We start from the raw sequence: 24,797 nt of genomic DNA on the forward strand, positions 1-24,797 counted from the left end.
GCCGTGGCCAGGCTCGACAGTTCGTCACGTGCGCGGGGGTCGACAGCGGCTCCGCAATCTTTCCGGTAAACGTTGACAGTCCGCCGACGTACTACCAATACTTCCGCCATCGACAGACCTTGACGGGTGTCGATTCGGGTCGCTCGCGGCGACCTGGTCTGCCGGGCGGCGACGGCAGACGGCCGCACCTCGGCCAACGGTCTCACGCAGGGCGAGCTGACCGCCGGCCGGATCGCCCCGCACGGCGGGCTGGGCGGTCCGGCCGCCGGATCGGATCACCGTGGGCGCCCGCGGTGGTGGCGTGCGTACCGCCCCGACGTCGGCGGCGACCTCGTTGATCGGGTTTGTCCTCGATCGAGCGAGATCGTTGACATGTGTCGCGAATCCATCTTTGATGGTCGATGTTGCTTCCTCGTCGGTCCGGTCGGACGCTGAGTCGTCCGGCGTGGGGTCGGGCCGTTCGATGCCCCGACCTTGGAGGACGGATGCGAACCTTCGCCCGAGTCAGACCACGACGGCTGGTGCCGGCGTTTGCCGCGGCGATGCTGCTGGCCGTGGCGGTCGGCGTGCCGGCGTCGGCGGCGGGCCCGTCGACAGTCGTCGGCGTGGCGTCCGGCCGGTGCCTGGACGTGGTGGGCAACTCACGCACACCCGGCGCCGGCATCAACATCTACGACTGCGTCGGCCAGGCCAACCAGGCGTGGACGTTCACCGCCGCCGGCGAGTTGCGGGTGTACGACGCGACGATGTGCCTGGACGTGGTCGGCCAGGACACGAGCGCACCGGCCGCGCTGCAGATCTACGGCTGCACCGGCGGCGCCAACCAGCGCTGGCGGGTCAACGCCGACGGGAGCATCGTCGGTGTCCAGTCCGGACTCTGCCTGGACGTGACCGGCGGAGGCACCGCCAACGGCACGACTGTCGGCCTCTGGACGTGCAACGGGCAGGCCAACCAGCGCTGGACGTCGTCGCTCGGCAGCGCCGACAGTCAGCCACCCACACCGCCCGGCAACCCTCGGGTGAGCGGGCTGACCTGCAACTCGGTGACGTTCGCGTGGAACGCCTCGACGGACAACGTCGCGGTGGCGTTCTACGACATCTACCACGATGGCCAGCTCATGACCTCGGTGAACGGCGGCACCACGTCCGCCAGCCTCACCGTCGTGCCCAGCGCGACCTGGGGGCTGTACGTCAACGCGCGTGACGCCGCCGGGAACGTGTCGCAGGCCAGCGCCACCGTGACGATCACCCCGCCGCCCTGCCAGGCCGATACCGTGCCGCCGAGCACGCCGACGCAGCTCATGGGCACCGCGTCGGGGACCACGGTGACCCTGCGCTGGGCCGCGTCGAGCGACAACGTCGGGGTCCGGGCGTACGACGTCTACCGCGGTGGCGTGAAGATCGGCACTGTCACGGGCGCCCCGCCGGCGACCACCTTCACCGACAGCGGCCTGGCGGCGAACACCACGTACCAGTACCAGGTCCTCGCCCGCGACGGGCAGGACAACGCCTCGGCGCGCAGCGGCACCGTCGCGGTGAGCACCGGCGGCACCTGCGCCAACCCGGTGTGCACGGTGCGGCAGGTCACCACCGACACCGACGTCCCGTGGGGGCTGGTGACGCTGCCGGACGGCACCGTCCTCTACAACCGCCGCGACGCGCACGACATCATCCACCTCGACCCCGCCACGGGGGCGAAGACCACCGTGGGCACTGTGCCGAACGTGCAGAGCACCGACGGTGAGGGTGGCCTGCTGGGTCTCGCGATCTCGTCGAGCTTCGCCAGCGACCGGTGGCTCTACATCATGCACACCTCGCCGAGCGACAACCGGATCGTCCGGATCAAGATGGAGAACGACCGGCTCACCACCGCCAGCGAACAGGTCCTGCTCAGCGGGATCCGGCGCAACAAGTACCACAACGGCGGCCGGCTGCGCTTCGGCCCGGACGGCAAGCTGTACGCCAGCACCGGCGACGCGCAGAACGGCGCGTACGCCCAGGACCGCTCCAGCCTCGAGGGCAAGATCCTGCGCCTCAACCCGGACGGCAGCGTCCCGGGGGACAACCCGTTCGGCAACTACGTGTGGAGCTACGGTCACCGCAATCCGCAGGGGCTCGCGTTCGACTCGCAGGGCCGCCTGTGGGAGCAGGAGTTCGGCAACTCGATCATGGATGAGACCAACCTGATCACGCGAGGCGGCAACTACGGCTGGCCGGCCTGCGAGGGCACCAGCGGCACCTGCGGCACCGCCGGCTACATCGCGCCGGCCCGCACCTACCCGACCGCCGAGGGCTCCTGCTCCGGCATCGCGATCGTGCGCGACGCGCTCTACGTCGCCTGCGCCCGCGGTGCCCGGATGTACCGTGCCGTGATCAGCGGCAGCAGCCTGACGAACGTGCAGACGTACTTCAGTGGCACCTACGGCCGGCTGCGGACGGTGGAGCCGGCGCCCGACGGGGGACTGTGGCTCACCACCACCAACACCGGTGACAAGGACAGCACCCCGAACAACAGCAACGAACGAGTCCTGCACGTCACCCTCGGCGGTTAGCCGGGACGTTCGCCGACGGTCACCGCGCTTCGGCGCGGAGGCCGTCGGCGAGCCCGGGACGCGGTCCCCGCACCTCGGAGGTTCGGCGAGCGTTCACACCCCGCTTGTGCCGAGGTCATCGCGCCGGGTCGCCTCCCACCTAGCCTCACCAGGGCATCTGCACCTGAAAGAGCTGAGGTTTGCACCATGTCCCTGCGTCACGTTCTGGCGGGCCTTGCCGTTCTGCCCGCGCTCGCCGCTCCGGTAGCCGCGCACGCGTCGACCGTCGACAGCGCCAGCGCGCTGCACCCCCAGAAGACTCATTTCGACCTCCAGGCCCACCGCGGCGGGATCGGCATGACCACCGAGGAGTCGCTGGAAGGCTTCGGCAAGGCGATGCGTCTCGGTGTCACCACACTGGAGCTGGACACCCAGATCACCAAGGACCAGAAGGTGGTCGTCAACCACGACCGCCAGATAAGCGCTCAGAAGTGCGCCGACACCGCACCGGTCACGGCCGGTGACCCGATGTACCCGTACGTCGGCAAGTACATCAAGGACCTCACCCTCGCCCAGCTCAAGACGATGGACTGCGGCTACCAGCAGCTTCCGGGCTTTCCCGAGCAGGAGCAGGTCAAGGGCTTCCGCATGGTCGAGCTGAAGGACGTCCTCGACCTGGTCAAGAGCTACCGGGCCAAGCAGATCACCCTCAACATCGAGACCAAGGTCGAGGCGGGCGCGCCCGAGCAGACCGCGCCTCGCGAGCTGTTCGTCCGGCGGGTCTTCGAGGAGATCCACGCCTCCGGCATCGAGAAGCAGGTCACCATCCAGGCGTTCGACTGGGGCGCGCTGAGCCAGATGCACCGGCTCGCGCCGAAGTGGCCGCTGGTGGCCCTCACGAATTACGACTTCCTCCAGGTCGGCCAGCCGGGCGCGTCCCCCTGGCTGGGCGGGATCGACGCTGACGACTACGACGGTGACTTCGTGAAGGCAGCCGCCGCCATTCCCGGCGTCACCGCCCTGTCGCCCAACTACGGATTCCCGCAGAACGGGACCATCAGCGACCCGAACTTCCGCTTCTACCCGGACGCGACCATGGTGGCCGAGGCGCACGTCCGGGGCCTGAAGATCATTCCGTGGACCTGCGACGACCCGGCCACCGTGTCCGCGCTGATGGACATGGGCGTCGACGGGATCATCACCAACTACCCCAACCGGGTCCGGGCGATCATGGCCGAGCGTGGCATGCGGCTGCCGAAGAGCTACCAGCCCCGCCACTGACCCGCACGCCCGATCCGGGGCCGGTCCCGTGAGCCGCCTGGCGCGCTCGCGGGGCCGGTCCTGTCCGGCGGGCGTGCCTCGGCACGGCCGGCGAACCTCGGGCGGCCCGGTCAGGCCGGATGCTCAATGAGCCTCCTCGGATTCCCCGTCCGCTGTGCCGGGACGCCGGTCGGACGGTGGGCGCCACCCAACTCCGTGGTCCACGGCCGGGTCTGCGCGGCCGGCGCCCGCCACCGGCCCACCCGTGCCCCCGGCTCGGCCGACGGCTCGGTGTGCTGTCCGGCGGCCCCCGCGTCCGGGTCGGTCGCCTCGCCGCCGGCCGGCGCGATGCCCAACTCCCGCATCCGCTCGACGTACGTGCGATAACGCCGCTGCGCCTCGCCGTGCCGCCCGGCCGCGCGCAGCACCTGCACCAACTCCAGGTGGGCGTCCTCGTCGTACGGGTCCCGGTGCACCAGCCGCATCAGGTAGACCAGCTTCTGGTCCGTGTCCGACGCGTGTTGGGCCAGAGCCCGCAGCACGCTGGTGTGTGCGACCTGCGCCTCCTCCCGCAGCGGCTGCGCCCAGTCCTCGTACGGGTCGTCGGCGAGGAAGTCCCCGCCGTACAGCTCGTCGGCGCGGACCAGCGCACGGGCCGTGTCCGGGTGTCCGCCCCGCAGGGCGGCCTGCGCCTCCTCGGCGGCGGTCAGGAACGTCTCGACGTCCACGTCGATCACGTCCAGGTCGATCGCCACCGAACCCCGGTCGGCCAGCACCGCGCCCCGGCCGCTGGTGCGGCGTCCGGTGCCGAGCACCCGGCGCAACGTGGACAGCAGCACCGACAGCCGGTTCGCGGTCCGCGACGGCGACTCGTCCGGCCAGAGCAGCTCCATCAGCCTGGCCCGGGGCACGGCGCGTCCCCGGTGCGCGACGAGGATCTTCAGCAGGTCCCGTGCCTTCTTGGACTGCCACTCGCCGTACGGGACGACGGCGCCGGCCCGGAACACCCGGAAGTCGCCAAGCGTGTGGATGACCACCGCCGGTACGCGCAGCGTGATCGCGGTGAGCCCGTCGGCGACGCCCGGGTCCAGGCGTACCCCGCAGCGGCGCAGCTTCTGCTCGGCGCCCTCGGCGCCGCGGCGGGCCTGCCGCCCCTGCAGCCGGGCGGCGATCAGCTGGACGGTGGCCTCCTCGGCCGGGTCGCCCAGTTCCCGGCAGAGCGCGGCGGCGTCGTCGAGCAGCCCGGCGGACGCGCGCGGGTCGTCCGCCGCGAGCACGGTGAGTTGGAGCGCCTCGACGAGGGTGGCCCGTCGCCGCCCGACGGTCGCGCCGGTGCGGGCCTCGGCGGCGTCGAAGTGGGCGGCGGCGGTGTCACCGCGCAGCAGCGCCACCCAACCGCGGGCCAGCAGGGCGTACGGCCGTTCGGGCTCCCGGGCCATGGTGACCGCCCGTTCGGCGAGATCCTGCGCGGCGCACAGGTCGTCGGCCGCGCGGATCCGCGCCAGCTCGGCCAGGACCCAGGCCGTTGAGACGATGCGCGGCTGACCGCTGCCCACCGCGGCCAGAGCGCTCTCCAACGCCTGCCGGGCCTGCCGCGGCTCCCGCCGGCGGCGGTGCACCATCCCGAGGGCGGCCAGCGAGATCGCCTCGTCGGCGGCGACTCCGGCCAGCTCCCGCAGGCGAAGCCCTGCGGCGCCATCGGCGAGCGCCTCCTCCAACCGACCGAGCTGACACTTCGCCACGGCGGCGAGGGTCAGCGCGTATGGCTCGAAACCGGTGTCGCCCGCCACCTCGGTCAGTCGGACGGCCGCCTCGGCGTGCCGCAGCGCGTCGGCGGCGTCGCCGGCCCACAGCAGGTGGCCGGCCAGGTCCAGGTGGACCATCAACCGGAACAGGCCGGCGTCCGCGCGGCGCAGCCCGTCGGTCGCCTCCACCCGACCGCGGGTCGCCGCCGCGTCGCCGGTGGCGGCGGCGAGCAGCACGACCACCCGGGCGTACGCCTGGTGGGCGGTCGGGACGCCGCACGCGTGGGCGGCACGCGCCGCCTCCTCGACGTCGGTGCTGGCGCGCTCGATGTCGTCGTCGAGCAGGTGGTGCATCGCCGCGTGGCAGTACATCTGCACGGCGTGTGGGCCGGTCGCGCCGATCGGCGCGGTCGCCAGGCGGGCCGCCGCCAGGTGTGGTTCCCCGGCGAGGTGGTGCCGCAGCGCCGCGCGCCAGATCTCCGCGACCGGTGCGTCGGCCGGGTCGGGTGTCGCGGCCAGCAGGTCGGGCTGGGTGGCGAGCCACAGGTGCGCGGCCGCGCGGTCACCGGCGGAGGCGAGGCGGCGCAGCGCCCGCCCCGGGTCGCCACCCGTCGGGTGTCGTTCTGCGGTCGATGCCTCGCCCCCACCTTCGCTGTGAGCCGGCGTCGACGGGCGCCAGGCATGGTTGACATTGTCTCCGGACATTCACCGCTCCTGTGTTCTCTCGTGGAGGCTCAGGCGAGCGAAGAGACAACCGGGCACTACGAGTCGTCGCCCCCGGCGTGGCTTCCCCCCGGGCACGATCATTGTCTTCATCGAGCGGCATCGCCATAACCAAAAGAGTCGGTGTACTTACTGACTGCAATGCGCTATCGGCATAAACGCGCACTCAGGTTTCCCTCAGACCGCCGCAACGGCACCCGAACGGCCCCTACAAGCAACTGGCACGGGCGCGGTCCAGACTTCCCGGCATTGCGTGTCACCCGCCGATCGGAGCTGAGATCCGATGACCGAACAGACAGTTTTCCCTGGCCTCTCCGCCTTTTGGGAACGACAGCTCACGGACCTCCCGGAGCCGCCGGACCTGCCCTTCGCGCCACCGACCGCCCCTGCCGGGGAAGCCCGTGCGGATCTGCCATGCGACTCGGTCGAACCGCAGGTCAGCTCGTTGGCCGGCCTGTTCGCGCTGCTGCACCGTTGGGTCGGCGGCCGGGACCTGCTCGCCGAGACGCCGGCCGCGCCGACCGGCTCGGGACACTGGCTGCCCGTGCGGGTCCGGTTGCCCGAGGATCCCACGTGGACCGAGCTGCGGGACCTGGTCCGAACGGCTCTGCGCGAGGCCCGGGAGCACGACGCGGAATTGCCCGAAACGGTTCCCGACTATCGGCCGGTGGTATCGATTAGCTCCGATCAGGCACCCCCCGGTTATCGGGGTGCAGTGCGGCTGCAGATCGACGACACCGACGAACGCCCGGCGGCCACGGTGAGCCACCACCCACACGCGACGTCGATCGGGGCGGCGTTGGCCGTGCTGCTCGCCCGGACGCAGGAGCGGCCCGCAGCGCGCCTGTCCGACCTCCCACTGCTCGACCCGGCGACGGAACGGCAGGTGGTGATCGACTGGAACGCCACCGACACCGCCTACCCGCGCGAAAAGTCGGTGCCCGAGCTGTTCGCCCAGTGGGCCCGGCAGACCCCGGACGCGCCCGCGCTGCGCGACGGCGAGAGGGTCCTCGCCTACCGGGAGGTGGACCGGCGTGCCAACCACCTGGCGGGGCGTCTGCGCCGGCTGGGGATCGGCGCCGAGACGCTTGTCGGCATCTGCCTCGCCGACACGACCGCCTGGGTGATCGCCGCGCTGGCGACGCTCAAGGTCGGCGCCGCGTACCTGCCGCTGGACCCCGGATACCCGCCGGAGCGGCTGGCGTTGATGTGCCGCGACGCCACACCGGGAGCGATCCTGCACACCGCCGCGCTGGCCGACCGGCTCCCGGACGACGACACGCCCCGGATCGTCGTGGACCGGCTGCCGGCCGACGACGGCCCGGCGGACCCGCCGGCGGTGACCATCCACCCCGACCAGCTCGCGTACGTCATGTACACGTCGGGCTCCACCGGCCACCCCAAGGGGACCGGGGTCAGCCACCGCAACATCGTCCGGCTGGTCCGCGACACCAACTTCGTCGACGTACGCCCGGACGACGTGATGGGACAGGCCGCCACGATGTCGTTCGACGCGGCGACCCTGGAGGTGTGGGGCGCCCTGCTCAACGGCGCCTGCCTGGCGGACCTGGACATCAACGACGTGATCGTGCCGGACCGGTTGCGCGCCCGGCTGCGCGACACCGGCGTGACGATGATGTTCCTGGCCACGTCCGTGGCTCGGCAGGTGGCGACCGAGGCGCCGGACGCCCTGGCCGCGCTGCGCTACCTGACGTTCGGCGGCGAGCAGGCCGACCGGACGGCCGTGGACCGGATCCGGGCGGCCTGCCCGGACACGACGCTGGTCAACGGGTACGGCCCGACCGAGGCCACCACCTACACCACGACGTACGACTGCGCCCGGCTCACCGCCGCGGACCCGATCGTGCCGATCGGCGGCCCGGTCGCCAACACCCGGGTGTACGTGCTGGACCGGCTCCTGCAACCGGTGCCGCCGGGCGTGCTCGGTGAGCTGTTCATCGGAGGGGACGGGGTGGCCCGCGGCTACCTCGGCCGCCCCGACGCGACCGCCGAGAAGTTCGTGCCCGACCCGTTCGGGCCGCGCACCGGGGGTCGGCTCTACCGCACCGGCGACGTGGTCCGGCAACGCCCGGACGGGTTGATCGAGTTCGTCGGCCGATCCGACCACCAGGTCAAGATCCGCGGGTACCGGGTCGAGCCGGGCGAGGTGACCGAGGCGCTGCGCGCTGGCGGCCTGCTGCGGGACGCGATCGTGCGCGCCGACCGCGACGCCGCCGGCGACGCCCGACTGGTCGCGTACGTCGTGCCGAACGACGGGGTGCGCGTCGAGGCGGTCCGGGAACGGGCCCGCGAGCAACTGCCCGACCACCTGGTGCCGGCCGTGTTCGTGGCGCTGCCACGGCTGCCGCTCAACCGCAACGGCAAGGTGGACGTCGCGGCGCTGCCCGCGCCCGACGCCGCCGCGCAGGGCGACGACGACGCATCTCCGCGGACACCGACCGAGCGGGCGGTGGCCGAGATCTGGCAGGACGTCCTCGGTGTGCCGGTGCGCCGCCGCGACGACGACTTCTTCGACCTCGGCGGGCGGTCTTTGAAGGCGACCCGGGTCCGCTCCCGGCTCGCCGCCGCGATCGGCGCGGAGGTGCCGCTGCGGCTGATCTTCGACCACCCGACCGTGGCCGGGCTGGCCGCCGCGGCCGACGAGATCAGCGGAGTGCCGGTCGAGCCCACCGAAGCGGCCCTGCCGGTCGCGTCGGACGGGCCGCCACCCGCCGACCTCGCCGGCCTGCTCGACCAGCTCGAACAGGGGATCGCCCGATGATCGGAGCCCTCACGCCCGCGCGGTTGCGCCAGCGCGTGGACGCCCTGCCGCCCGAACGGCGGCGGGCGTTCCTCGCCGCGATCCGCGCCGACGGCGACCGGTACGGCATCCACCCGCTCACCGCCGCCCAGGAGTGGATGCTGCTGCTGGCGCAGCTCCGCCCGGACAGCCCGGCCTACCACGTCCCGTACCGGGTGGACCTGCGCGGCGATCTGGACGTGGCCGCGTTGCGCGGCGCGCTCGACGAGGTCGTGGCGCGGCACGAGGCGCTGCGCACGGTGTTCGTGCCGCTGGACGGGCAGTCGTACCAGGTGGTCCTGCCGCCGACCGGCCTGCCGCTGGTGGTCGAGGACGTCGCGCCGGAGCGGATCGACGAGTACGCCGCCGCCGAGGCCGTACGCCCCTTCGACCTGGCCCGGGGACCGCTGGTGCGGGCCACCCTGTGCCGCACCGGCCCCACCGACTTCGCGCTGCTGCTCTCCCTGCACCACGTGGTGTGTGACGGCTGGAGCATGGGTCTGCTCTTCGAGGAGCTGTCGACGGCGTACGCGGCCCTGCGGGAGGGGCGGCGTCCGGCGCTGCCGCCGGTGCCCCGGGACGTACCGGCCGCGCTGGCCCAGGACCGACTGCTCGGCCCGACCGAGCTGGCCCGGCGGCTGGACTGGTGGCGCGACGCGCTGACCGGCGCGCCGCCGGGGCTCGACCTGCCGACCGACCGGCCCCGCCCGGCCGAGCTGGAGGACGCCGGCCACGAGATCGAGTTCTCCTGGCCACCGGAGCTGGCCGACCGGGTCGCCGAGGCGGGCCGCCGCACCGGCGCGACGCCGTACATGATCTTCGCGGCGGCCTGGGCGGCGGTGCTGCACCGCCGCAGCCAGCAGCCGGACCTGCTGATCGCCACCCCGGTGGCGAACCGGCAGACGCTCGACAGCGAGACCGCTGTCGGCTTCTTCGTCAACACCCTGGTGCTGCGCAGCCGGGTCGACGGTCAACTGACCTTCGCCGCGCTGCTGGATCGGCTGCGGGACTCCGCGCTGACCGCGCTGACCGACCCGGTGCCGTTCGACGCCCTGGTGCAGGAGCTGCGCCCGGTCCGCGACGCCGGCCGTCACCCACTCGCCCAGGTGATGTTCGCCGTCGAGGACGGCTGGGAGCAGCGGCTGACCCTGCCCGGGGTAAACGTGCTGGCCAGCGGTGAGACGCACACCGGCACGTCCATGTTCGACCTGACGCTGACCGTCATCCCGTACGAGGGCCGCATCGACGGGCGGATCGAGTACCGGACGCGGCTCTTCGACGAGTCCACCGCCCGGGCGCTCGCCGACCAGCTCGACACCCTGCTCACCGCCGCGCTCGCCGCCCCGGACACCCCCGTGGACCGGCTGCCGCTGCTCGACGCGACCGCCGGACGGGACCTCATCGACCGCTGGGCCGCCACCGCGCCCGCGCCGCAGGGCCAGCCGAGCCTGGGCGAGCTGGTCGCCCGCCGGGCTGCGGCGGCACCGGAGACGGTCGCCCTGGCGTACCGCGACCAGGCAGTGACCTACCGGGAGCTGGACGCGCGGGCCGACCGCCTGGCCCGGACCCTCGCCGCCCGGGGCGTACGGGCCGAGACGACAGTCGGGGTCTGCCTGCCCGCCGGCCCGGACTGGGTGGTCACGTTCCTCGCCGTACTCCGGGCGGGTGGGGTCTACCTGCCCCTGGACCCGCAGTTGCCGGCGGCCCGGCTGGCGCACCTGCTCGCCGACTCCGCCGCCGCGCTGGTGATCACCACGGCCGACGCGGAGTTGGCGCTGCCCACCACCGGCGTGCCGCTGCTGCGCCTCGACGAGCAGCCGCCGGCCGGCGACGCCGCGCTCCCGACGGCAGTCCACCCCGACGCCGCCGCCTATCTGATCTACACGTCCGGCTCGACCGGGCTGCCCAAGGGCGTCCTCGGCACCCACCGAGGGCTGAGCAACCTCGCCGCCGCGCAGGCCCGGCTGGTCGGCGTCCGGGCCGGCGACCGGGTCCTGCAGTTCCACTCGATCAGCTTCGACGTGGCGCTGTCCGATGTGGTCACCGCGCTCACGGCGGGTGCCACGCTGCGCCTGCTCGGCCCGGACGAGCGCACCCCCGGCCCCGACCTGGCCGCCGCGCTCACCCGGCACCGCGTCACGGTGGCCGACCTGCCGCCGGTGGTCCTCGACGCACTGGACCCCGCCGCCGTGCCCGACCTGCGGATACTCACCGTCGGCGGCGAACCCTGCGCCCCGGACGTCGCCGCCGCCTGGTCGCGCGACCGGCTCCTGATCAACGGGTACGGCCCGACCGAGGCCACCGTCACCGCCACCGCCGCCCGCTGCGCACCCGCCGACACCGAGCTTCCGATCGGCCGACCGCTGACCGGGGTCCGCGCCTACGTGCTCGACACCGAGCTGCGGCCGGTGCCGCCGGGGGTGCCCGGCGAGCTGCACCTCGGCGGCGCCGGAGTGGCCCGCGGCTACCACGGCGACCCCGCGCTCACCGCCGGGCGCTTCCTGCCCGACCCGTACGCGCCGACACCGGGGGAGCGGATGTACGCCACCGGCGACCTGGTCCGCTGGCGGGCCGACGGGCAGTTGATCTTCCTCGGCCGGGCGGACAACCAGGTCAAGATCAACGGCTATCGGATCGAGTTGGGCGAGGTGGAGGCCCAACTGCGGCAGTGCCCGGGGGTGCGCCGGGCCGCCGCCGTGGTGCGGACCGACGCGCCCGGCGGTCGACGACTGGTCGGCTACCTCGTCGGCGACGGGTTGGCGATCGACGAGCTGCGCCAGAGCCTGCTCCGGCGGCTGCCCCGCTATCTCGTGCCGAGCGCCTTCGTGGTGGTCCCGGACCTGCCGGTGACGTCCAGCGGCAAGCTCGACCCGTCCCGGCTGCCCGCCCCCACCGTCGCCCGCGCCGACCTCGGCGCCGCGTACGTGGCACCCACCGGCGCTGTGGAGCGGGCCATCGCCGACACCTGGCGGCAGGTGCTCGGGCTCGACGACGTCGGCGCGGACGACAACTTCTTCGACCTGGGCGGGACGTCACTGCTGCTGGCGCGGGTGCAGACCCGGCTCACCGAACGGCTGGGCCGACCGGTGCCCGCCGTCGAGCTGTTCCGCTATCCGACCATCGCGCTGCTGGCCCGGTTCCTCGACGGCACGGCCGCCCCGACGACCGCACCGGCCGGTGGCCGGCGACGAGACGAACGCAAGCAGGCGCTGGCCGACCGGGCCCGCCGGGCCCGCCCGGTGCCGGCGGGGGAGGGACGAGCGTGACCGACCAGGAGACCGGACTGGAGATCGCCATCGTCGGGATGGCCGGCCGCTTTCCCGGCGCCGCCGACGTCGACGAGCTGTGGCAGCGGATCCTCGCCGGGGAGGAGACCATCACCCGGTTCACCGACGCGGAGCTGGCGGCCGCCGGCCTCACCGAAGAGGAGCGGCGGCACCCCGACCACGTGCCGGCGCACGGCGCGCTGGCCGACATCGACCGATTCGACGCCAGCTTCTTCGGCTACTCGCCCCGCGACGCCCGGCTGCTCGACCCGCAACAGCGGCTCTTCCTGCAGACCGCCTGGACCGCCCTGGAACGCGCCGGTCACCTCGCCGGGAACCCCGACCGGCTGGTCGGCGTGTACGCCGCCGCCGCGGCCAGCAGCTACCTCCTGCACCACCTGTTCCGCAACCCGCGACTCGATTCGGTCTCCGAGTACGAGCTGATGCTCGCCAACGACAAGGACTCGCTGCCCACCCGGGTGGCGTACCACCTGGACCTGCGTGGACCCGCCGTGGCGGTGCAGACGGCCTGCTCGTCGTCGCTGGTCGCCGTGCACCTCGCCGCGCAGGCGCTGCTCGCCCGCGAGTGCGACGTCGCGCTCGCCGGCGCCGCGCACGTCCTGCTGCCCACCGGCACCGGCTACCGGCACGAGGCCGGCGGCATCATGTCCCGCGACGGGCACTGCCGCCCGTTCGACGTGCGCGCCACCGGAACCGTGGGAGGCGACGGCGCCGCCGTGGTCGTCCTGCGCCGGCTGGGGGACGCCCGCGACGACGGCGACACGGTGTACGCGGTGATCCGTGGCTCCGCCATCAACAACGACGGCCGGTTGAAGGTCGGCTTCACCGCGCCCGGAGTGGACGGTCAGGTCGCCGCGATCCGGGCCGCCCAGGAGGTGGCCGAGGTCGACCCCGCCACGATCGGCTACGTCGAGGCGCACGGCACCGGCACCGAGCTGGGCGACCAGATCGAGCTGCGCGCCCTGGCCGAGGCGTTCCGGGGCGCCGACGGGGGCCACAGCGCTGATGCGGGCCGGTGCGCGCTCGGCTCGGTCAAGTCGATCCTCGGTCACCTCGACGTCGCCGCCGGGGTGACCGGGCTGATCAAGGCCGCGCTGGCGCTGCATCACCGCGTGGTGCCGCCCAGCCCGTACTGCACCGAGCCGCACCCCGAGCTGGCCGGCGGGCCGTTCCACGTGCCCACCACCGCGCAGCCCTGGCCCGACCTGGGCACGCCGTGCCGTGCGGCGGTCAGCTCCTTCGGCATCGGCGGCACCAACGCCCACGCCGTGCTCCAGGCCGCCGAATCGGCGGATCACCGCCCCGGCGACGACCGGTCCGCCCATCTGCTGGTGCTCTCGGCCCGGGACGCCGACGCGCTCGACCGGGCCCGCGACCAGCTCGCCACCCACCTGGGCGAGCACCCCGACGTGCCGCTGGCCGACGTCGCGTACACCCTCGCGCGGACCCGACGGGAGTTCGGGCACCGGCTCGTCACCGTCGCCCGCGACGCCACGACCGCCGCCGCCCAGCTCGCCGACCGTGACTCGACGCTGGTCCGCACCGGCGTCGCCACCGGTACGCCGGCCGGGGTGGCGCTGCTCTTTCCCGGCCAGGGCGCGCAGTACGCAGGAATGGGCCGCACCCTCTACCGCGCCGAACGGGTCTACCGGGCGGCCTTCGACCGCTGCGCCGACCTGCTGCGGCCGCACCTCGACGTGGACCTGCGGACCCTGCTCTGCCCACCCGGCGACGCGGTCCCGGCCGCACCCGAGCTGGACGAGACCCGGCTCACCCAGCCGGCCCTGTTCGCCGTCGAGTACGCCCTCGCCGAACTGCTGCGCCACCACGGCGTACGCCCGGCCGCGATGGCGGGACACAGCCTCGGCGAGTACGTGGCCGCCTGCCTGGCCGGCGTCTTCACCCTGCCCGACGCGCTCGCCACCGTCGCCGTCCGCGGTCGGCTCATGCAGGCCCAGGCACCCGGATCGATGCTCTCGGTGGCTCTCGGCGTCGACGAGGTGACGGCGCTGCTGCCCGCCGCAGTGGAGGTGGCCGCCGCCAACGCGCCGCGCCTCACCACAGTCTCCGGCGAGACCGCCGCCGTCGCCGCGCTCGCCGCCGACCTGCGCGGGCGCGGGGTGGCGTGTCGGGAGCTACGCACCTCCCATGCGTTCCACTCGGCCCTGATGGACCCGGCTCTGGCCGGCTTCGCCGCGCACCTGCGGGAGGTGCCGCTGCGTCCGCCCACCCTGCCGGTCGTGTCGAACGTGACCGGCCGCTGGCTCACCGACGACGAGGCCACCGACCCCGACTACTGGGTGCGGCAGCTGCGCCGCCCGGTCAACTTCACCGCCGCCGCCACCCTGCTGCTCGGCGAGCGGTACGCAGTGCTGGAGGTCGGCCCCGGTCGCACCCTGGCCACCCTCGTCCGGCAGCACGACGCCGCACGTGGGGTGCCGGTGGTGACGAGCCTGCCCGCCGAGCGCACGCCCACCGGCGAGGACGACGCCGTCGCCCGGGCCGTCGGCCGGCTCTGGCTCGCCGGGGCCCCGGTGCGCTGGCCCGACGGCCGCGACGAGGGACGACGCCGGGTACCCCTGCCCACGTACCCGTTCGCGCGTGACCGGCACTGGGTCGACGCGTACCGGCCGGGACCCGTCGCCCCCGACGAGGTCACGCCGGTCACCGCGCCGCCGCCACCGGCCCCGGCCGGATCGGTGGCGGCGGGATCGGTGGCGGCGGCGACGGCCTCGACGGGGGACGAGCCGTACGAGGTGGTGCGGCGGATCTGGGTGGACCTGCTCGGGGTGGACGAGATCGGCCCCGACGACGACTTCTTCGAGCTGGGCGGGCACTCGCTGCTCGGCACCCGGGTGGTGGCGCGACTGCGCGACGCGCTCGGCGTCGACCTGCCGCCCGCCGCGATCTTCGAGTCACCCACCCCCGCCGCGTTGGCCCGTACCGTCGCCGCGCTGGCGGGGCCCGCTCCCGCCGTACCCCGGGCGGTTTCCCCGCCCACGGACGGTGACCTCACCGACCTGCTCGCGGAGATCCGGGCGTTGTCCCCGGAGAGTCTCGCCCGCGAACTGCACCTGGCCCGACACGAGGAAGGCAACCCCGATGGCTGACGAACACCGCGTGGTGGTCAACGACGAGGAGCAGTACGCCCTGTGGCCCCGGCACAAGGAGGTGCCGGACGGTTGGCGGGACGCCGGCTGCGCCGGCAGCCGCCAGGAGTGCCTGGACTTCGTGACGCGTACCTGGACCGACATGCGCCCCCGCAGCGTCCGCGAACACCTGGCCGCCGGCTGAGCGACCGGTCACCGGCCCGCCGCGCGACGTCGGTGACCCAGCGATGACGTGTCCGCGCCGGGCTCAGCGACGGCGCAGGGCCGAGTCGAGCAGGGCGGGCGGGGTGTCGAACTTCTCGTGTGCGGCGAGGTCGACGCCCGGCGCGACGATGGCGTCGATCGCGTCCAGCACGTCGGCGGAGAGCACGGTGTCCGCGGCGGCGAGCTGGGAGTGCAGGTGCTCGATCGTGCGGGGACCGATGATCGCGCTGGTCACGGCCGGGTGCGCGGTGACGAACCCGAGCGCGAGCTGGATCATGGTGAGGCCGGCCTCGTCGGCGACCTTGGCCAGGTGCTCGACGGCGTCCATCCTGGCCTGGTTGGCCGCGAGTGCGGTGTCGAAGCGCTCCGGCAGAAGCGTCGACCGGCTGGTGGTGATCTCCCGGCCCGCCCGGACCGCGCCGGAGAGCCAGCCCGAGGCGAGCGGGCTCCACGCCAGCACGCCGAGGCCGTACTGCTCGGTCACGGGCAGGACGTGGGTCTCGATCCCGCGTTGCAGGATCGAGTAGCTGGGCTGTTCGGTGACGTAGCGGCTCAGGTGGTGCTCCCGCGCGGCCCACTCGGCCTGCACGATGCGGTACGCGGGGAAGGTCGACGAGCCGAAGTAGCGGATCTTTCCGGCCCGCTGCAGGTCGGTCAGCGCCGACAGCGTCTCCTCGTCGCTGGTGGTCGGGTCCCACCGGTGGATCTGGTAGAGGTCGACATGGTCGACGCCGAGGCGGCGCAGGCTGTTGTCCAGCTCGGTGACCAGCCAGCGGCGCGAGCTGCCCCGGTGGTTGCGCTCGTCACCCATGGGCATGCCGGCCTTCGTGGCCAGCACGATGTCGTCGCGGCGGCCGGCGATCGCCCGGCCGACCATCTCCTCCGACTCGCCCTGGCTGTACATGTCGGCGGTGTCGATCAGGTTGATCCCGCCCTCCAGGGCGGCGTCGACGATCGCGGTGACCTCGTCCTGGCCGGTGCGTCCCAGCTTGCCGAAGTTCATGGCGCCCAGCACGAGTGTGCTGACCTGGACGCCGGTGCGACCCAAGGTGCGGTACTGCATGGCTGTTCCTCCGTGCTCAAGGGGCGTGGTTGGCCGTGGTCCACCTGCTCTGGCATCCTGAACAAGTGGAACCATGTTCCGCTAACCAATATACGGAACACTGTTCCGTTTGCCAACAGTGACCATGGGAGGTCGGGCGCAGTGGCCGACATCGACAGCGGATCGACGTCACCGCGACCGCGCAAGCGGGCGGACGCGCGGCGCAACGAGGCGACGCTCCTGGACGCCGCCGCCGCGGCCTTCGTCGCGTCCGGCGTCGACGTGCCCGTTCGCGAGATCGCCGCCGCGGCGGGCGTCGGCGTCGGCACGATCTACCGGCACTTCCCGACGCGGGCGGATCTGATCGTGGCCGTCTACCGACACCAGGTCGAGGCCTGTGCCGAGGCCGGGCCGACGCTGCTGGCCGCCAGCGGCACCCCGTACGCCGCCCTCGCGCGGTGGATCGACCTCTTCGTCGACTTCCTGGTCACCAAGCACGGTCTCGCCCAGGCGTTGCAGTCCGACAACGTCGCCTTCCAGGCTCTGCACGGCTACTTCCTCGACCGGCTGGTGCCGGTGTGCGCCCAACTGCTCGACGCGGCCGCGGCGGCGGGCGAGATCCGCACCGACCTGAGCCCCGTCGAGCTGCTGCGCGGCGTCGGCAACCTCTGCATCGGCGCGGGCGACCCCCGCTACGACGCGCGCCGGATGGTGGAGATCCTCATCGCCGGGCTGGGCGTCCGGTAGCCACCGCCCGGCGGTGTCGACGCCGCCGACCCGGAGGGAAACAGGTCCCCGCTGCTGCCTGTAGAGCTGCCCCAGATCTGGGGCAGCGGGAGATCTGGGGTGGCGAGCCTGCCCCATTTCTGGGGCAGCTCTACAGCGTCGCCCAGAGGTTAGGTGCATCCCACGGTCGAGCCCGCGTCGCCGAGCTGTCAATGTAGTGTTGACGAATGATGACGCCGTTGGCCGGCTTGGCTGAGGTAGGCGCCGCTCGTGTGCAGCTGGACGAGCGGGAGGCGGAGCTGATCGACCGGGCGCGCCACGAAGGCGCGACCTGGGCGCAGGTCGCGACGGCGCTGGGGCTCGGCAGCCGGCAGGCCGCCGAGCAGCGCCGTCAGCGCCTGGCGGCCGCGCGACGTGCTCGGCGACATCACCTCGACCGTGGCTACTCGTCGCAGATCGCGGCGTTGCGGGGCGCGGTGGCCGACCTCGGGCGCTGGATCGCGACGGACCGGCGGTGGGACTCCCGCTTTCCTCGGGCGGCACTCGTTCGGAGCACAGTGGAGGCCGCCCTGGACGCCGCCCCCGGCTCGCTCTACGCGCTGGCCCTGCACCTCCGTGCCGACCTCGAAGCCGCAGGCGACCGGCTGCCGTCACCGGTACGAGTCATGGCGGCGACGGTGGACACCGTGCTGTCAACGAACCATTGACATCGCTCAACGCCATTGCTTGAGCCGGGCTCAAGAATCAGGATGTGAGTCAACTCGGCTCAACCTGGAGGGCTCATGCGGCGCAACGCCTGTCTGTTCGTGGCGATCTCGCTGCTGTCCGGCTTCGGCAGCAGCGCCATGTCCCTGGTGGCCGGCATCTGGATCCTGGACCTCACCGGCTCCACCGGTCTGGCCGCCCTGGCCGGGCTCTGCGTGTACGCCCCGGTGCTCGCCGGCCCATGGCTGGGCGGCCTGCTCGACCGGGCGCCCCGACGGGCGCTGGTGATCGACGTCAACATCCTGCTGGCAGCCGCGCTGCTGGCGCTCCTCGCCGTCCGCGGCCCGGGGCAGACGTGGGTCATCTTCGCCGTCTCGTGCGCCTACGGTGTCAGCTACGTGCTGATCGACGCGGGCGAGACGGCGCTGCTGCCGTCCGCGCTGTCGCCCACGGACCTCGGCGACGTCAACGGGTGGCGCTCCAGCGCGCAGGAGGGCATGAAGCTCGTCGCCCCGCTGGCCGGCGCGGGCCTCTACGCCTGGCACGGCGGCCACGCGGTCGCCGTGCTGAGCGCGGCCATGCCGCTCCTGGTCGCCGTCCTGTACCTGGCGGTGCGCCTGAACCGGACGCCGCCCGAACGGCCGACGCGTCAGCATCGCGGCCTGCGCGCCGGGCTTGCCGTCCTGCTCGGACAGCGGACGACCCGCGTACCGGTCGTGCTCGCGGCCGTGTCGATCGCCATGTCGGGCTTCACGACCGCGGCCGTCTACGCGGTCGTCGTCACGGAACTACGCCTTCCGACCACGTTTCTGGGTGTGCTGGCGAGCGCTCAGGGCGCCGGCTCGATCCTCGGTGGACTGGTCGTCGGCCGGCTCCTCACCCGGCGGGGTCCCGCCGCCGTCGGCGTGGCCGGGGCCGTGCTGTTCGCCGTGGGCTGCCTGGCGCGCTGCCTGCCCTGGTGGCCGGCCACGGTCGCGGGTGCCGCGGTCGCCGGCATCGGGCTGCCGTGGACCCTGGTCGCTGCGGTGACCGCCGTACAGACGCACAGCCCGGCGGCGCTGCTCGGCCGGGTCGCCGCGACGGCCAACACTGCGATGTTCGGCCCGCTCGTGCTGGCGATCCCGCTCGGCTCCGCCGCCGTCCACTTCGGCGGCCGTCCGCCGCTGATCGCCGCCGCCGTGCTCTGCCTGACCGCCGCGGCCACCCTGCGCCCGCCCAGGCCACGACAACCCGACGCGAGCCCCCCGCTCATGATCGTTGGCAACTGAGCGGTGCGACCCGCCGGCCCTACCACTGCTCAGCTGCCAACGATCACGACAGCCAGACATCCGCGACCGGTTGACGAGGTCACCCGTCGACGGCGATCCGGTCGAGGAGGTCGTCGAGGTGGTCGGGGGACTCCAGCGCGGCCTTCACGGCCTGCAGGAACGCGACCGCCTCCCGGCCGTTGACCACGCGGTGGTCGTAGACGGCGCTCAGGTTGACGAACCGGCGCGTCACGACCTGACCGTCCGCGTCCAACGCCAGCTCGTCCTGGGTGCCGCCGATCGCCACCACGCAGGTCTGACCGGGAAAGACGATCGGCCCGGCGAGCACCACGTCGGGGTCGGTGTGCAGGGAGACGACGATGGTCCCGCCGGCCAGCTCGCCGGCCCGGAAGCCCTCACCGCCGGCCCGGGAGCGGAAGTCCATCAGCGTCTCGGCGATCTCCGCGCAGGTCAGCTCCTCCACATCGCGGACCACCGGGATGAACAGCCCGGTGCCGACGTCGATGGTGACGCCGACGTGGGCCGCCTCGGCCAGTCGTACGCTGCTGCCGTCGCCGGGTGCGGCGAAGAGCAACGGGTGGTCCTCGCGCAACCCGCCGATGGCCTTGACCAGCAGCTCCGGCAGGCCGACCAGGGTGCGGGTGGCGCGGGTGAGCTGCCGGGCCACCGCGAGGGCGGCGTCGGCCCGGACCTTGATGACGGCGAGCGCCGCCGGCACCTCCCGGTGGGACTCGGTGACCACGGCGGCCACCGCGCGCTGGGCGCGGGAGAGCGCGTGGACCGGGCGCGGATCGTCCGGCTCCGGGCCGTCGCCGGCCGCCAGCGCGGCGGCCGCGGCCACCACCACCGGCTCGGTCGCTGCCGCGGGCGCCGCCGACCGGTCGGCCAGCAGGCGTTCCACGTCGGTACGCCGCACGACCGCCTTGCCGAGGCCGCGCAACTCGTCGTCGCCGAGACCGTGCGCGGCCGCGAGCTCCCGGGCCGAGTCGGTGAGCACCGGCCCGCCAGGGGAGGCGTCCGGCAGGGGTACGACAGCCGGGGCGACCGCCTCGGCGAGGAAGCGTTGCCGGGCCTCTTCGCTGTCGAAGACGTGACCGATGACGTCGCCTGGGGCGCACTCCCGGTTGACCTCGACGAGCCGGTGCAGGACACCGTCGCCGTCGCTGAGCAGCTCCTCGGCCGCCTTGGAGGTCTCCACCTCGGCGATCGGCTCGCCGGCGCGTACCTGCTCGCCGTTCTCGGCCAGCCAGTCGAGCAGGACGTACGTCGTGTCGTTGTTGTTGAGCTTGGGGACGACCAGGTCAGTCACCACTGACGACCTCCTTCACGGCCTGGCGGATGTCGGCGTCCTGCACCAGCACGGTGCGTTCGAGATGCGCGGCGGTCGGGATGACGCTGTCGGCGGAGTGCACGAGGCGTACCGGCGCGCGCAGCGATCCCCAGAGCCGCCGGTGCACGACCTGCGCCAACTCCGCGCCCCAGGTGCCGCCGGCGGTGCTCTCCTCGGCCACCACCACCCGTCCGGCCCGCGCGATCGGCGGCAGCAGGGTGTCCACGTCCAGCGGCCAGAGTCGCGACGGCACCAGCACCTGGCAGACGATGTCGTCGCGCAGCAGCAGCTCCCGGGCCACCGACACCGCCCGGGCGGCCAGGCCGCCGGGTACGACCAGCACGCAGTCGGCCTGCTCCTCCTCGTCCACCCGGACCCGGGCGATGTCGGCGTCCGGGCCGATCAGGTCGTAGCGGAACAGCTCGTCCACCACGCCGTCGGCGTACATGCGGGTGGTGTAGAGGACCTTGTCCTCGAAGAGCAGGCCCGGCCGGCCGGTGGCGAGCATGCCCGCGAGCACCGCCCGGTTGTCGTGGAACGGCGACACCTCGTGCACGCTCAGGCCGGGGATGCCGATGAAGTGCTTCAGCGGGCTCTGGCTGTGCGTCGGGCCGTACCCCCGGTTGCCGCCGGTGGGGCAGCGCACCACCAGCCGCATCGGCACCCGCCGGCCGTACATAGCGGTGGACTTGCTGGCGAAGTTGAGGATCTGGTCGAACGCCAGGGCCACGAAGTCACTGAACATGATCTCGACGATCGCGCTCTGCCCGGCCAGGGCCAGCCCGCCGGCCACGCCGACTATCCCGCCCTCGCTCAACGGGGTGGACAGCACCCGCTCCGGCCAGCGCGTCGACAGTCCCCGGGTCACCTTGAACGCCCCGCCGTACGGGTCGACCAGGTCCTCCCCGAGCACGGTCAGCGCGGGGTCGTCGGCCAGCAGCGCGTGCAATGCCTGGTTGAGGTTCTCCACCACCCGCTCAGCCACGGTCGGCCTCCGCCCAGCGGCTCGCCGGCCGGCCGGCGACGTCGGCGACCACCTGCGCCACGTACGCCCGTTGCCGCTCGTCGTGCGCGCCGAACTGCTCCGGGTACGCCTGCGCGTAGCGGGCGTACCAGTCGTGCGCCCGCGCGTGCGCGATCTCCTCCGGGCGGCGGCTGTCGTCACCCTTGCTGTGTGGCCCCACCCGGTGCGTGAGCAGTTCCACCACGTACGGCGTGGACCGCTCGCGGACCCGGCGCAGCACCGGCGTCAGCGCGGCCCGGACCACTTCGGTGTCGGTGGAGGTCACCCGCAGGTGGTCCACCCCGAACGCCCGCGCCCGCCCGCCGATGCTGCCGGCGAGCTGGGTGTCGGTGGGCGTGGACTGGGCGATGCCGTTGTTCTCGACCACCAGCAGCAGCGGCAGGCCCCACAGCGCGGCCATGTTCAGCGCCTCGTAGACGGCGCCCTCGCCCCAGGTGCCGTCGCCCAGGTAGACAAGCGCCAGTCGGCCGGGCTCGGTGCGCTTGAGGTGCAGCGCCACGCCGGCGGCCACCGGCATGCTCTCACCCTGCACCCCGGTCGACAGGTAGCGGTCCCGCAGGATGTGCTGGCTGCCGCCGACGCCCTGGCACACCGCGCCCTCGCGGCCCATCACCTCGGCCAGCAGACCGTGCGGGTCGCTGAACCGGGCCAGGTAGTGCCCGTGGCCCCGGTGGTTGCTGAACACGAAGTCGCCGTCGGTGAGCAGCGGGCGCAGCGCCACCGGCACGTACTCCTGGCCCAGGCAGGTGTGGGTGGTGCCGTGCAGCTCGCCCCGGCCGAACATGTCCAGCAGGGCCAGCTCGAAGTGCCGGATCAGCAGCAACAGGTCCAGGTCGGCGTCGGTGAGCCGGGTCGGCGCGATCGGCGGCGCCTCGGTGCGGGTGGCGGTCACCGGGATGCCCCGTCCAGCTCGCCGGCAACGAGGTCGACCAGTTCGCCGACCGCCCTTACCGCCAGGTACGCCCGCAGGTCCAGGCGTACGCCGAGGTCGTCCTCCAGCGCGGAGAGCAGCCGCAACGCCTCCAGGCTGGTCCAGTTGGCCAGCGACGCGAACCGGACGTCGGGCGAGATCTCCTCGGCCGGTACGTCCGCGACCTGCTCGATGAGGTCCGCGACGGTGGTGAACAGGTCAGGCACGGTTGTCTCCCTCCTCCAGGGCGATCCACTCCGGCAGCAGCCGGGGCGGGGGATGCAGCGGCAACACGTGCCGGGTGGTGCCGTCGTCGACGGATGCCACGGTGAAGCCCGCGGAGGGCCAGACGGCCCCGCCGGGCTTGTTGCGGGCGGTGGGCCGGAACAGGGCCTCCAGCCGGGTCGCGCCGGCGGCTCGGGCCAGCTCGGCCACCCGGTGCAGCGCCGCCTGCTCGACACCCCGGGAGAACACCCGGCAGCTGAGCACGAAGTTCTCGATCACCCAGGCGTCCGGGTCGGTCCGGTCCAGCCACAGGCCGCCCACCAGCCCCTCGGCACCGAACCGGTCGGTCACCTCGACGGTGAGCACCAGGTGGTCGGGGGAGTCGGCGCGCGAGCGGGTCTGCGCCTCGGTGTGCGCGCGCTCGGTCATGGTGAACTGGTTGGTGCGCAGCCCGAGCTGCGCGAGCCGGGGCAGGCTGTGCTCGTCGACCTCCCGAACGGTGACACGCAACGTCAGCTCGTGCAGGTAGTCGGCCGCCGAGTCGAACGTGGCGGCGAAGCGCTCCCGCCCGGCGCGGGCCCGGTACAGCTCGGTGCGTTCCCGGTCGGTGGCGCCGGTGGCCAGCACGGTGAAGTGCCCCTCGGTGAGCAGCCTGGTGGGAAAGCCCGCCGGGTCGCCGGCCAACTCCACCACCCGTACGGTCGGCAGCTCGCGGCGTACGAGCTCGCACTCGAACGGGCTGTCGTCGGCGAACACGACGGCGTCCAGGCCCAGGTTGAGGGTGGTGGCGAGCTGGCGCAGGTTCTCGTCCTTGCGTCCCCAGTTCACCGCCTGGGCGACGAAGTCGTCGGAGCGCAGCAGCAGGTCCGGATGCTGCGTGAACGCCTCCGCCACCAGCTCGGGGTCGTTCTTGCTGCACACCGCGAGCAGCACGCCCTGCCGGCGCAGCGCCAGGGCGCGACGCTGCACGTCCCGGTGGCAGTTGCCGGGATAGTCGGTGCCCAGCCGGATGCCGGTGAGGCCGTCGTCGCCGAGCACGCCCGCCCAGAGGGTGTTGTCCAGGTCCAGCGCGAGCACCTTCGCCGTCCGGCCGAGGACCGCACGGCAGAAGGTGGCGGCCTCGTGCGCGTACTGGCGCTCCACCGTGGGCGTCCACGCCATGCTGGCGAACCGGTACAGGCGCTCGTCGCGCACCGGGCCGTCGTGGTCCACCAGCAGCGTCTCCAGATCCAGGGTGTACGTCGTGTCCCGCCCGCCCAGCTCCAACAGCTGGGAGTTCAGCTCCCGCCAGATTCGGCCCAGCTCGGCCCGGCCCCGGAAGCTGACCAGGCCGCGGTGCTCCAACGGCGACAGTGGCACGGTGTGCAGCAGCACCGCGCCCTCGTTGCGCGCCGCGTACCCGCGCAGCGCGGCGGCGAGCACGCCGGCCCGTTCGCCCAGCACGTCGGCGAGGCTGGCCAGGTCGCCGGGGTCCCACTCGGCGGGCAGGAACCAGCCGTCGTGCAGCAGGCAGAGCGTGACGTCCGGCCGGAACTCGGCGAGCGCCGAGCGCGGGTCGCTGAGGTCGAGCACGAGCTGGTCGAAGCCGGAGACGTGGATCTCGGCGGCGATGCCGATCCGCAGCAGCGCCACCCGCAGCAGCGGTTCCAGCGTGCCCGGCGTGAACGTGCCGGTGACCGCGACCCGCAGCGGGCGCAGCGGGAAGTCGGGGCTGGCCAGCTTCTCGACGGGCACGTCGGCGAGCAGCCGACCGGCGGACGCGACGGCGGTGACCGCCGCGTCGTCCAGGTGGACCAGTCCGGGCGCCAGCTCCGGGTCGGCGGCCGCGTCGGGTCGGCGCAGCCGGCGGATCCGGTGCAGGACCTCCTCGACTCTCATGTTCGGTGTTCCTTCCCGTCGGTGTGGTG

The 24,797-nt window shown here is 73.4% G+C and carries 16 protein-coding genes; 9 read left to right on the forward strand and 7 right to left on the reverse strand.

What is annotated here, in order from left to right; genetic code table 11:
- The first annotated feature begins 521 nt into the window (after window positions 1–521).
- Window positions 522–2,552, forward strand: coding sequence for a PQQ-dependent sugar dehydrogenase (locus tag ACGGAQ_RS15945; protein ID WP_393049461.1), 2,031 nt, complete (start codon window positions 522–524; stop codon window positions 2,550–2,552).
- Window positions 2,553–2,738: 186 nt separating this feature from the next.
- Window positions 2,739–3,812, forward strand: a complete 1,074-nt coding sequence (locus ACGGAQ_RS15950; protein WP_393049463.1) for a glycerophosphodiester phosphodiesterase family protein — start codon at window positions 2,739–2,741, stop codon at window positions 3,810–3,812.
- Window positions 3,813–3,922: 110 nt separating this feature from the next.
- Here ACGGAQ_RS15950 and ACGGAQ_RS15955 read toward each other — a convergent pair whose 3' ends face one another.
- On the reverse strand, window positions 3,923–6,241 hold the full coding sequence (locus tag ACGGAQ_RS15955) for a BTAD domain-containing putative transcriptional regulator (RefSeq protein ID WP_393049466.1): 2,319 nt from the start codon (window positions 6,239–6,241) through the stop codon (window positions 3,923–3,925).
- A gap of 463 nt (window positions 6,242–6,704) precedes the next feature.
- On the opposite strand from ACGGAQ_RS15955, the gene ACGGAQ_RS15960 reads away from it, so the two are divergent.
- The 4 genes from ACGGAQ_RS15960 to ACGGAQ_RS15975 are packed head-to-tail and all read left to right on the forward strand — an operon-like array spanning window position 6,705 to window position 15,640.
- The gene (locus tag ACGGAQ_RS15960; RefSeq protein ID WP_393049469.1) at window positions 6,705–9,041 is read left to right on the forward strand and encodes an amino acid adenylation domain-containing protein; all 2,337 of its coding nucleotides are present in this window, start codon (window positions 6,705–6,707) and stop codon (window positions 9,039–9,041) included.
- A complete protein-coding gene (locus ACGGAQ_RS15965) occupies window positions 9,038–12,325 on the forward strand; it encodes an amino acid adenylation domain-containing protein (protein ID WP_393049472.1) in 3,288 nt (1,095 codons plus the stop codon). The genes ACGGAQ_RS15960 and ACGGAQ_RS15965 overlap by 4 nt, the downstream gene beginning before the upstream one ends.
- The gene (locus ACGGAQ_RS15970; protein WP_393049475.1) at window positions 12,322–15,456 is read left to right on the forward strand and encodes a type I polyketide synthase; all 3,135 of its coding nucleotides are present in this window, start codon (window positions 12,322–12,324) and stop codon (window positions 15,454–15,456) included. Before ACGGAQ_RS15965 ends, ACGGAQ_RS15970 begins: the two co-directional genes overlap by 4 nt.
- The gene (locus tag ACGGAQ_RS15975; RefSeq protein ID WP_007461660.1) at window positions 15,449–15,640 is read left to right on the forward strand and encodes an MbtH family NRPS accessory protein; all 192 of its coding nucleotides are present in this window, start codon (window positions 15,449–15,451) and stop codon (window positions 15,638–15,640) included. Before ACGGAQ_RS15970 ends, ACGGAQ_RS15975 begins: the two co-directional genes overlap by 8 nt.
- A 63-nt stretch (window positions 15,641–15,703) precedes the next feature.
- Here ACGGAQ_RS15975 and ACGGAQ_RS15980 read toward each other — a convergent pair whose 3' ends face one another.
- On the reverse strand, window positions 15,704–16,723 hold the full coding sequence (locus ACGGAQ_RS15980) for an aldo/keto reductase (protein ID WP_393049480.1): 1,020 nt from the start codon (window positions 16,721–16,723) through the stop codon (window positions 15,704–15,706).
- A gap of 150 nt (window positions 16,724–16,873) precedes the next feature.
- Here ACGGAQ_RS15980 and ACGGAQ_RS15985 point away from each other — a divergent pair, with 150 nt between their 5' ends.
- From ACGGAQ_RS15985 to ACGGAQ_RS15995, 3 genes are all read left to right on the forward strand, one after another.
- Window positions 16,874–17,449 (forward strand): TetR/AcrR family transcriptional regulator, encoded by a 576-nt coding sequence (locus ACGGAQ_RS15985; RefSeq protein ID WP_393049668.1) that lies wholly within the window; start codon window positions 16,874–16,876, stop codon window positions 17,447–17,449.
- Between the two features lie 206 nt (window positions 17,450–17,655).
- Window positions 17,656–18,135 (forward strand): hypothetical protein, encoded by a 480-nt coding sequence (locus ACGGAQ_RS15990; RefSeq protein WP_393049483.1) that lies wholly within the window; start codon window positions 17,656–17,658, stop codon window positions 18,133–18,135.
- Window positions 18,136–18,210: 75 nt separating this feature from the next.
- Window positions 18,211–19,401 carry an MFS transporter gene (locus ACGGAQ_RS15995; RefSeq protein ID WP_393049486.1) on the forward strand — a complete coding sequence of 397 codons (1,191 nt, stop codon included), beginning with the start codon at window positions 18,211–18,213 and terminating at the stop codon, window positions 19,399–19,401.
- 79 nt (window positions 19,402–19,480) lie between these two features.
- On the opposite strand, the gene ACGGAQ_RS16000 is transcribed toward ACGGAQ_RS15995, so the two are convergent.
- From ACGGAQ_RS16000 to ACGGAQ_RS16020, 5 genes are read right to left on the reverse strand one after another with little or no spacing between them, the layout of a single operon-like run.
- On the reverse strand, window positions 19,481–20,710 hold the full coding sequence (locus ACGGAQ_RS16000) for a 2-oxo acid dehydrogenase subunit E2 (protein ID WP_393049489.1): 1,230 nt from the start codon (window positions 20,708–20,710) through the stop codon (window positions 19,481–19,483).
- Window positions 20,703–21,716 carry an alpha-ketoacid dehydrogenase subunit beta gene (locus tag ACGGAQ_RS16005; RefSeq protein ID WP_393049492.1) on the reverse strand — a complete coding sequence of 338 codons (1,014 nt, stop codon included), beginning with the start codon at window positions 21,714–21,716 and terminating at the stop codon, window positions 20,703–20,705. Before ACGGAQ_RS16005 ends, ACGGAQ_RS16000 begins: the two co-directional genes overlap by 8 nt.
- The gene (locus ACGGAQ_RS16010) at window positions 21,709–22,647 is read right to left on the reverse strand and encodes a thiamine pyrophosphate-dependent dehydrogenase E1 component subunit alpha (protein WP_393049495.1); all 939 of its coding nucleotides are present in this window, start codon (window positions 22,645–22,647) and stop codon (window positions 21,709–21,711) included. Before ACGGAQ_RS16010 ends, ACGGAQ_RS16005 begins: the two co-directional genes overlap by 8 nt.
- On the reverse strand, window positions 22,644–22,892 hold the full coding sequence (locus ACGGAQ_RS16015) for an acyl carrier protein (protein WP_393049498.1): 249 nt from the start codon (window positions 22,890–22,892) through the stop codon (window positions 22,644–22,646). Before ACGGAQ_RS16015 ends, ACGGAQ_RS16010 begins: the two co-directional genes overlap by 4 nt.
- Window positions 22,885–24,768, reverse strand: coding sequence for an HAD-IIIC family phosphatase (locus ACGGAQ_RS16020; RefSeq protein WP_393049501.1), 1,884 nt, complete (start codon window positions 24,766–24,768; stop codon window positions 22,885–22,887). The genes ACGGAQ_RS16015 and ACGGAQ_RS16020 overlap by 8 nt, the downstream gene beginning before the upstream one ends.
- Between the last annotated feature and the right edge of the window lie 29 nt (window positions 24,769–24,797).

The sequence above is a fragment of the Micromonospora sp. NPDC047557 genome (assembly GCF_043205095.1).
In the GTDB taxonomy this organism is placed as follows: Bacteria; Actinomycetota; Actinomycetes; order Mycobacteriales; family Micromonosporaceae; genus Micromonospora.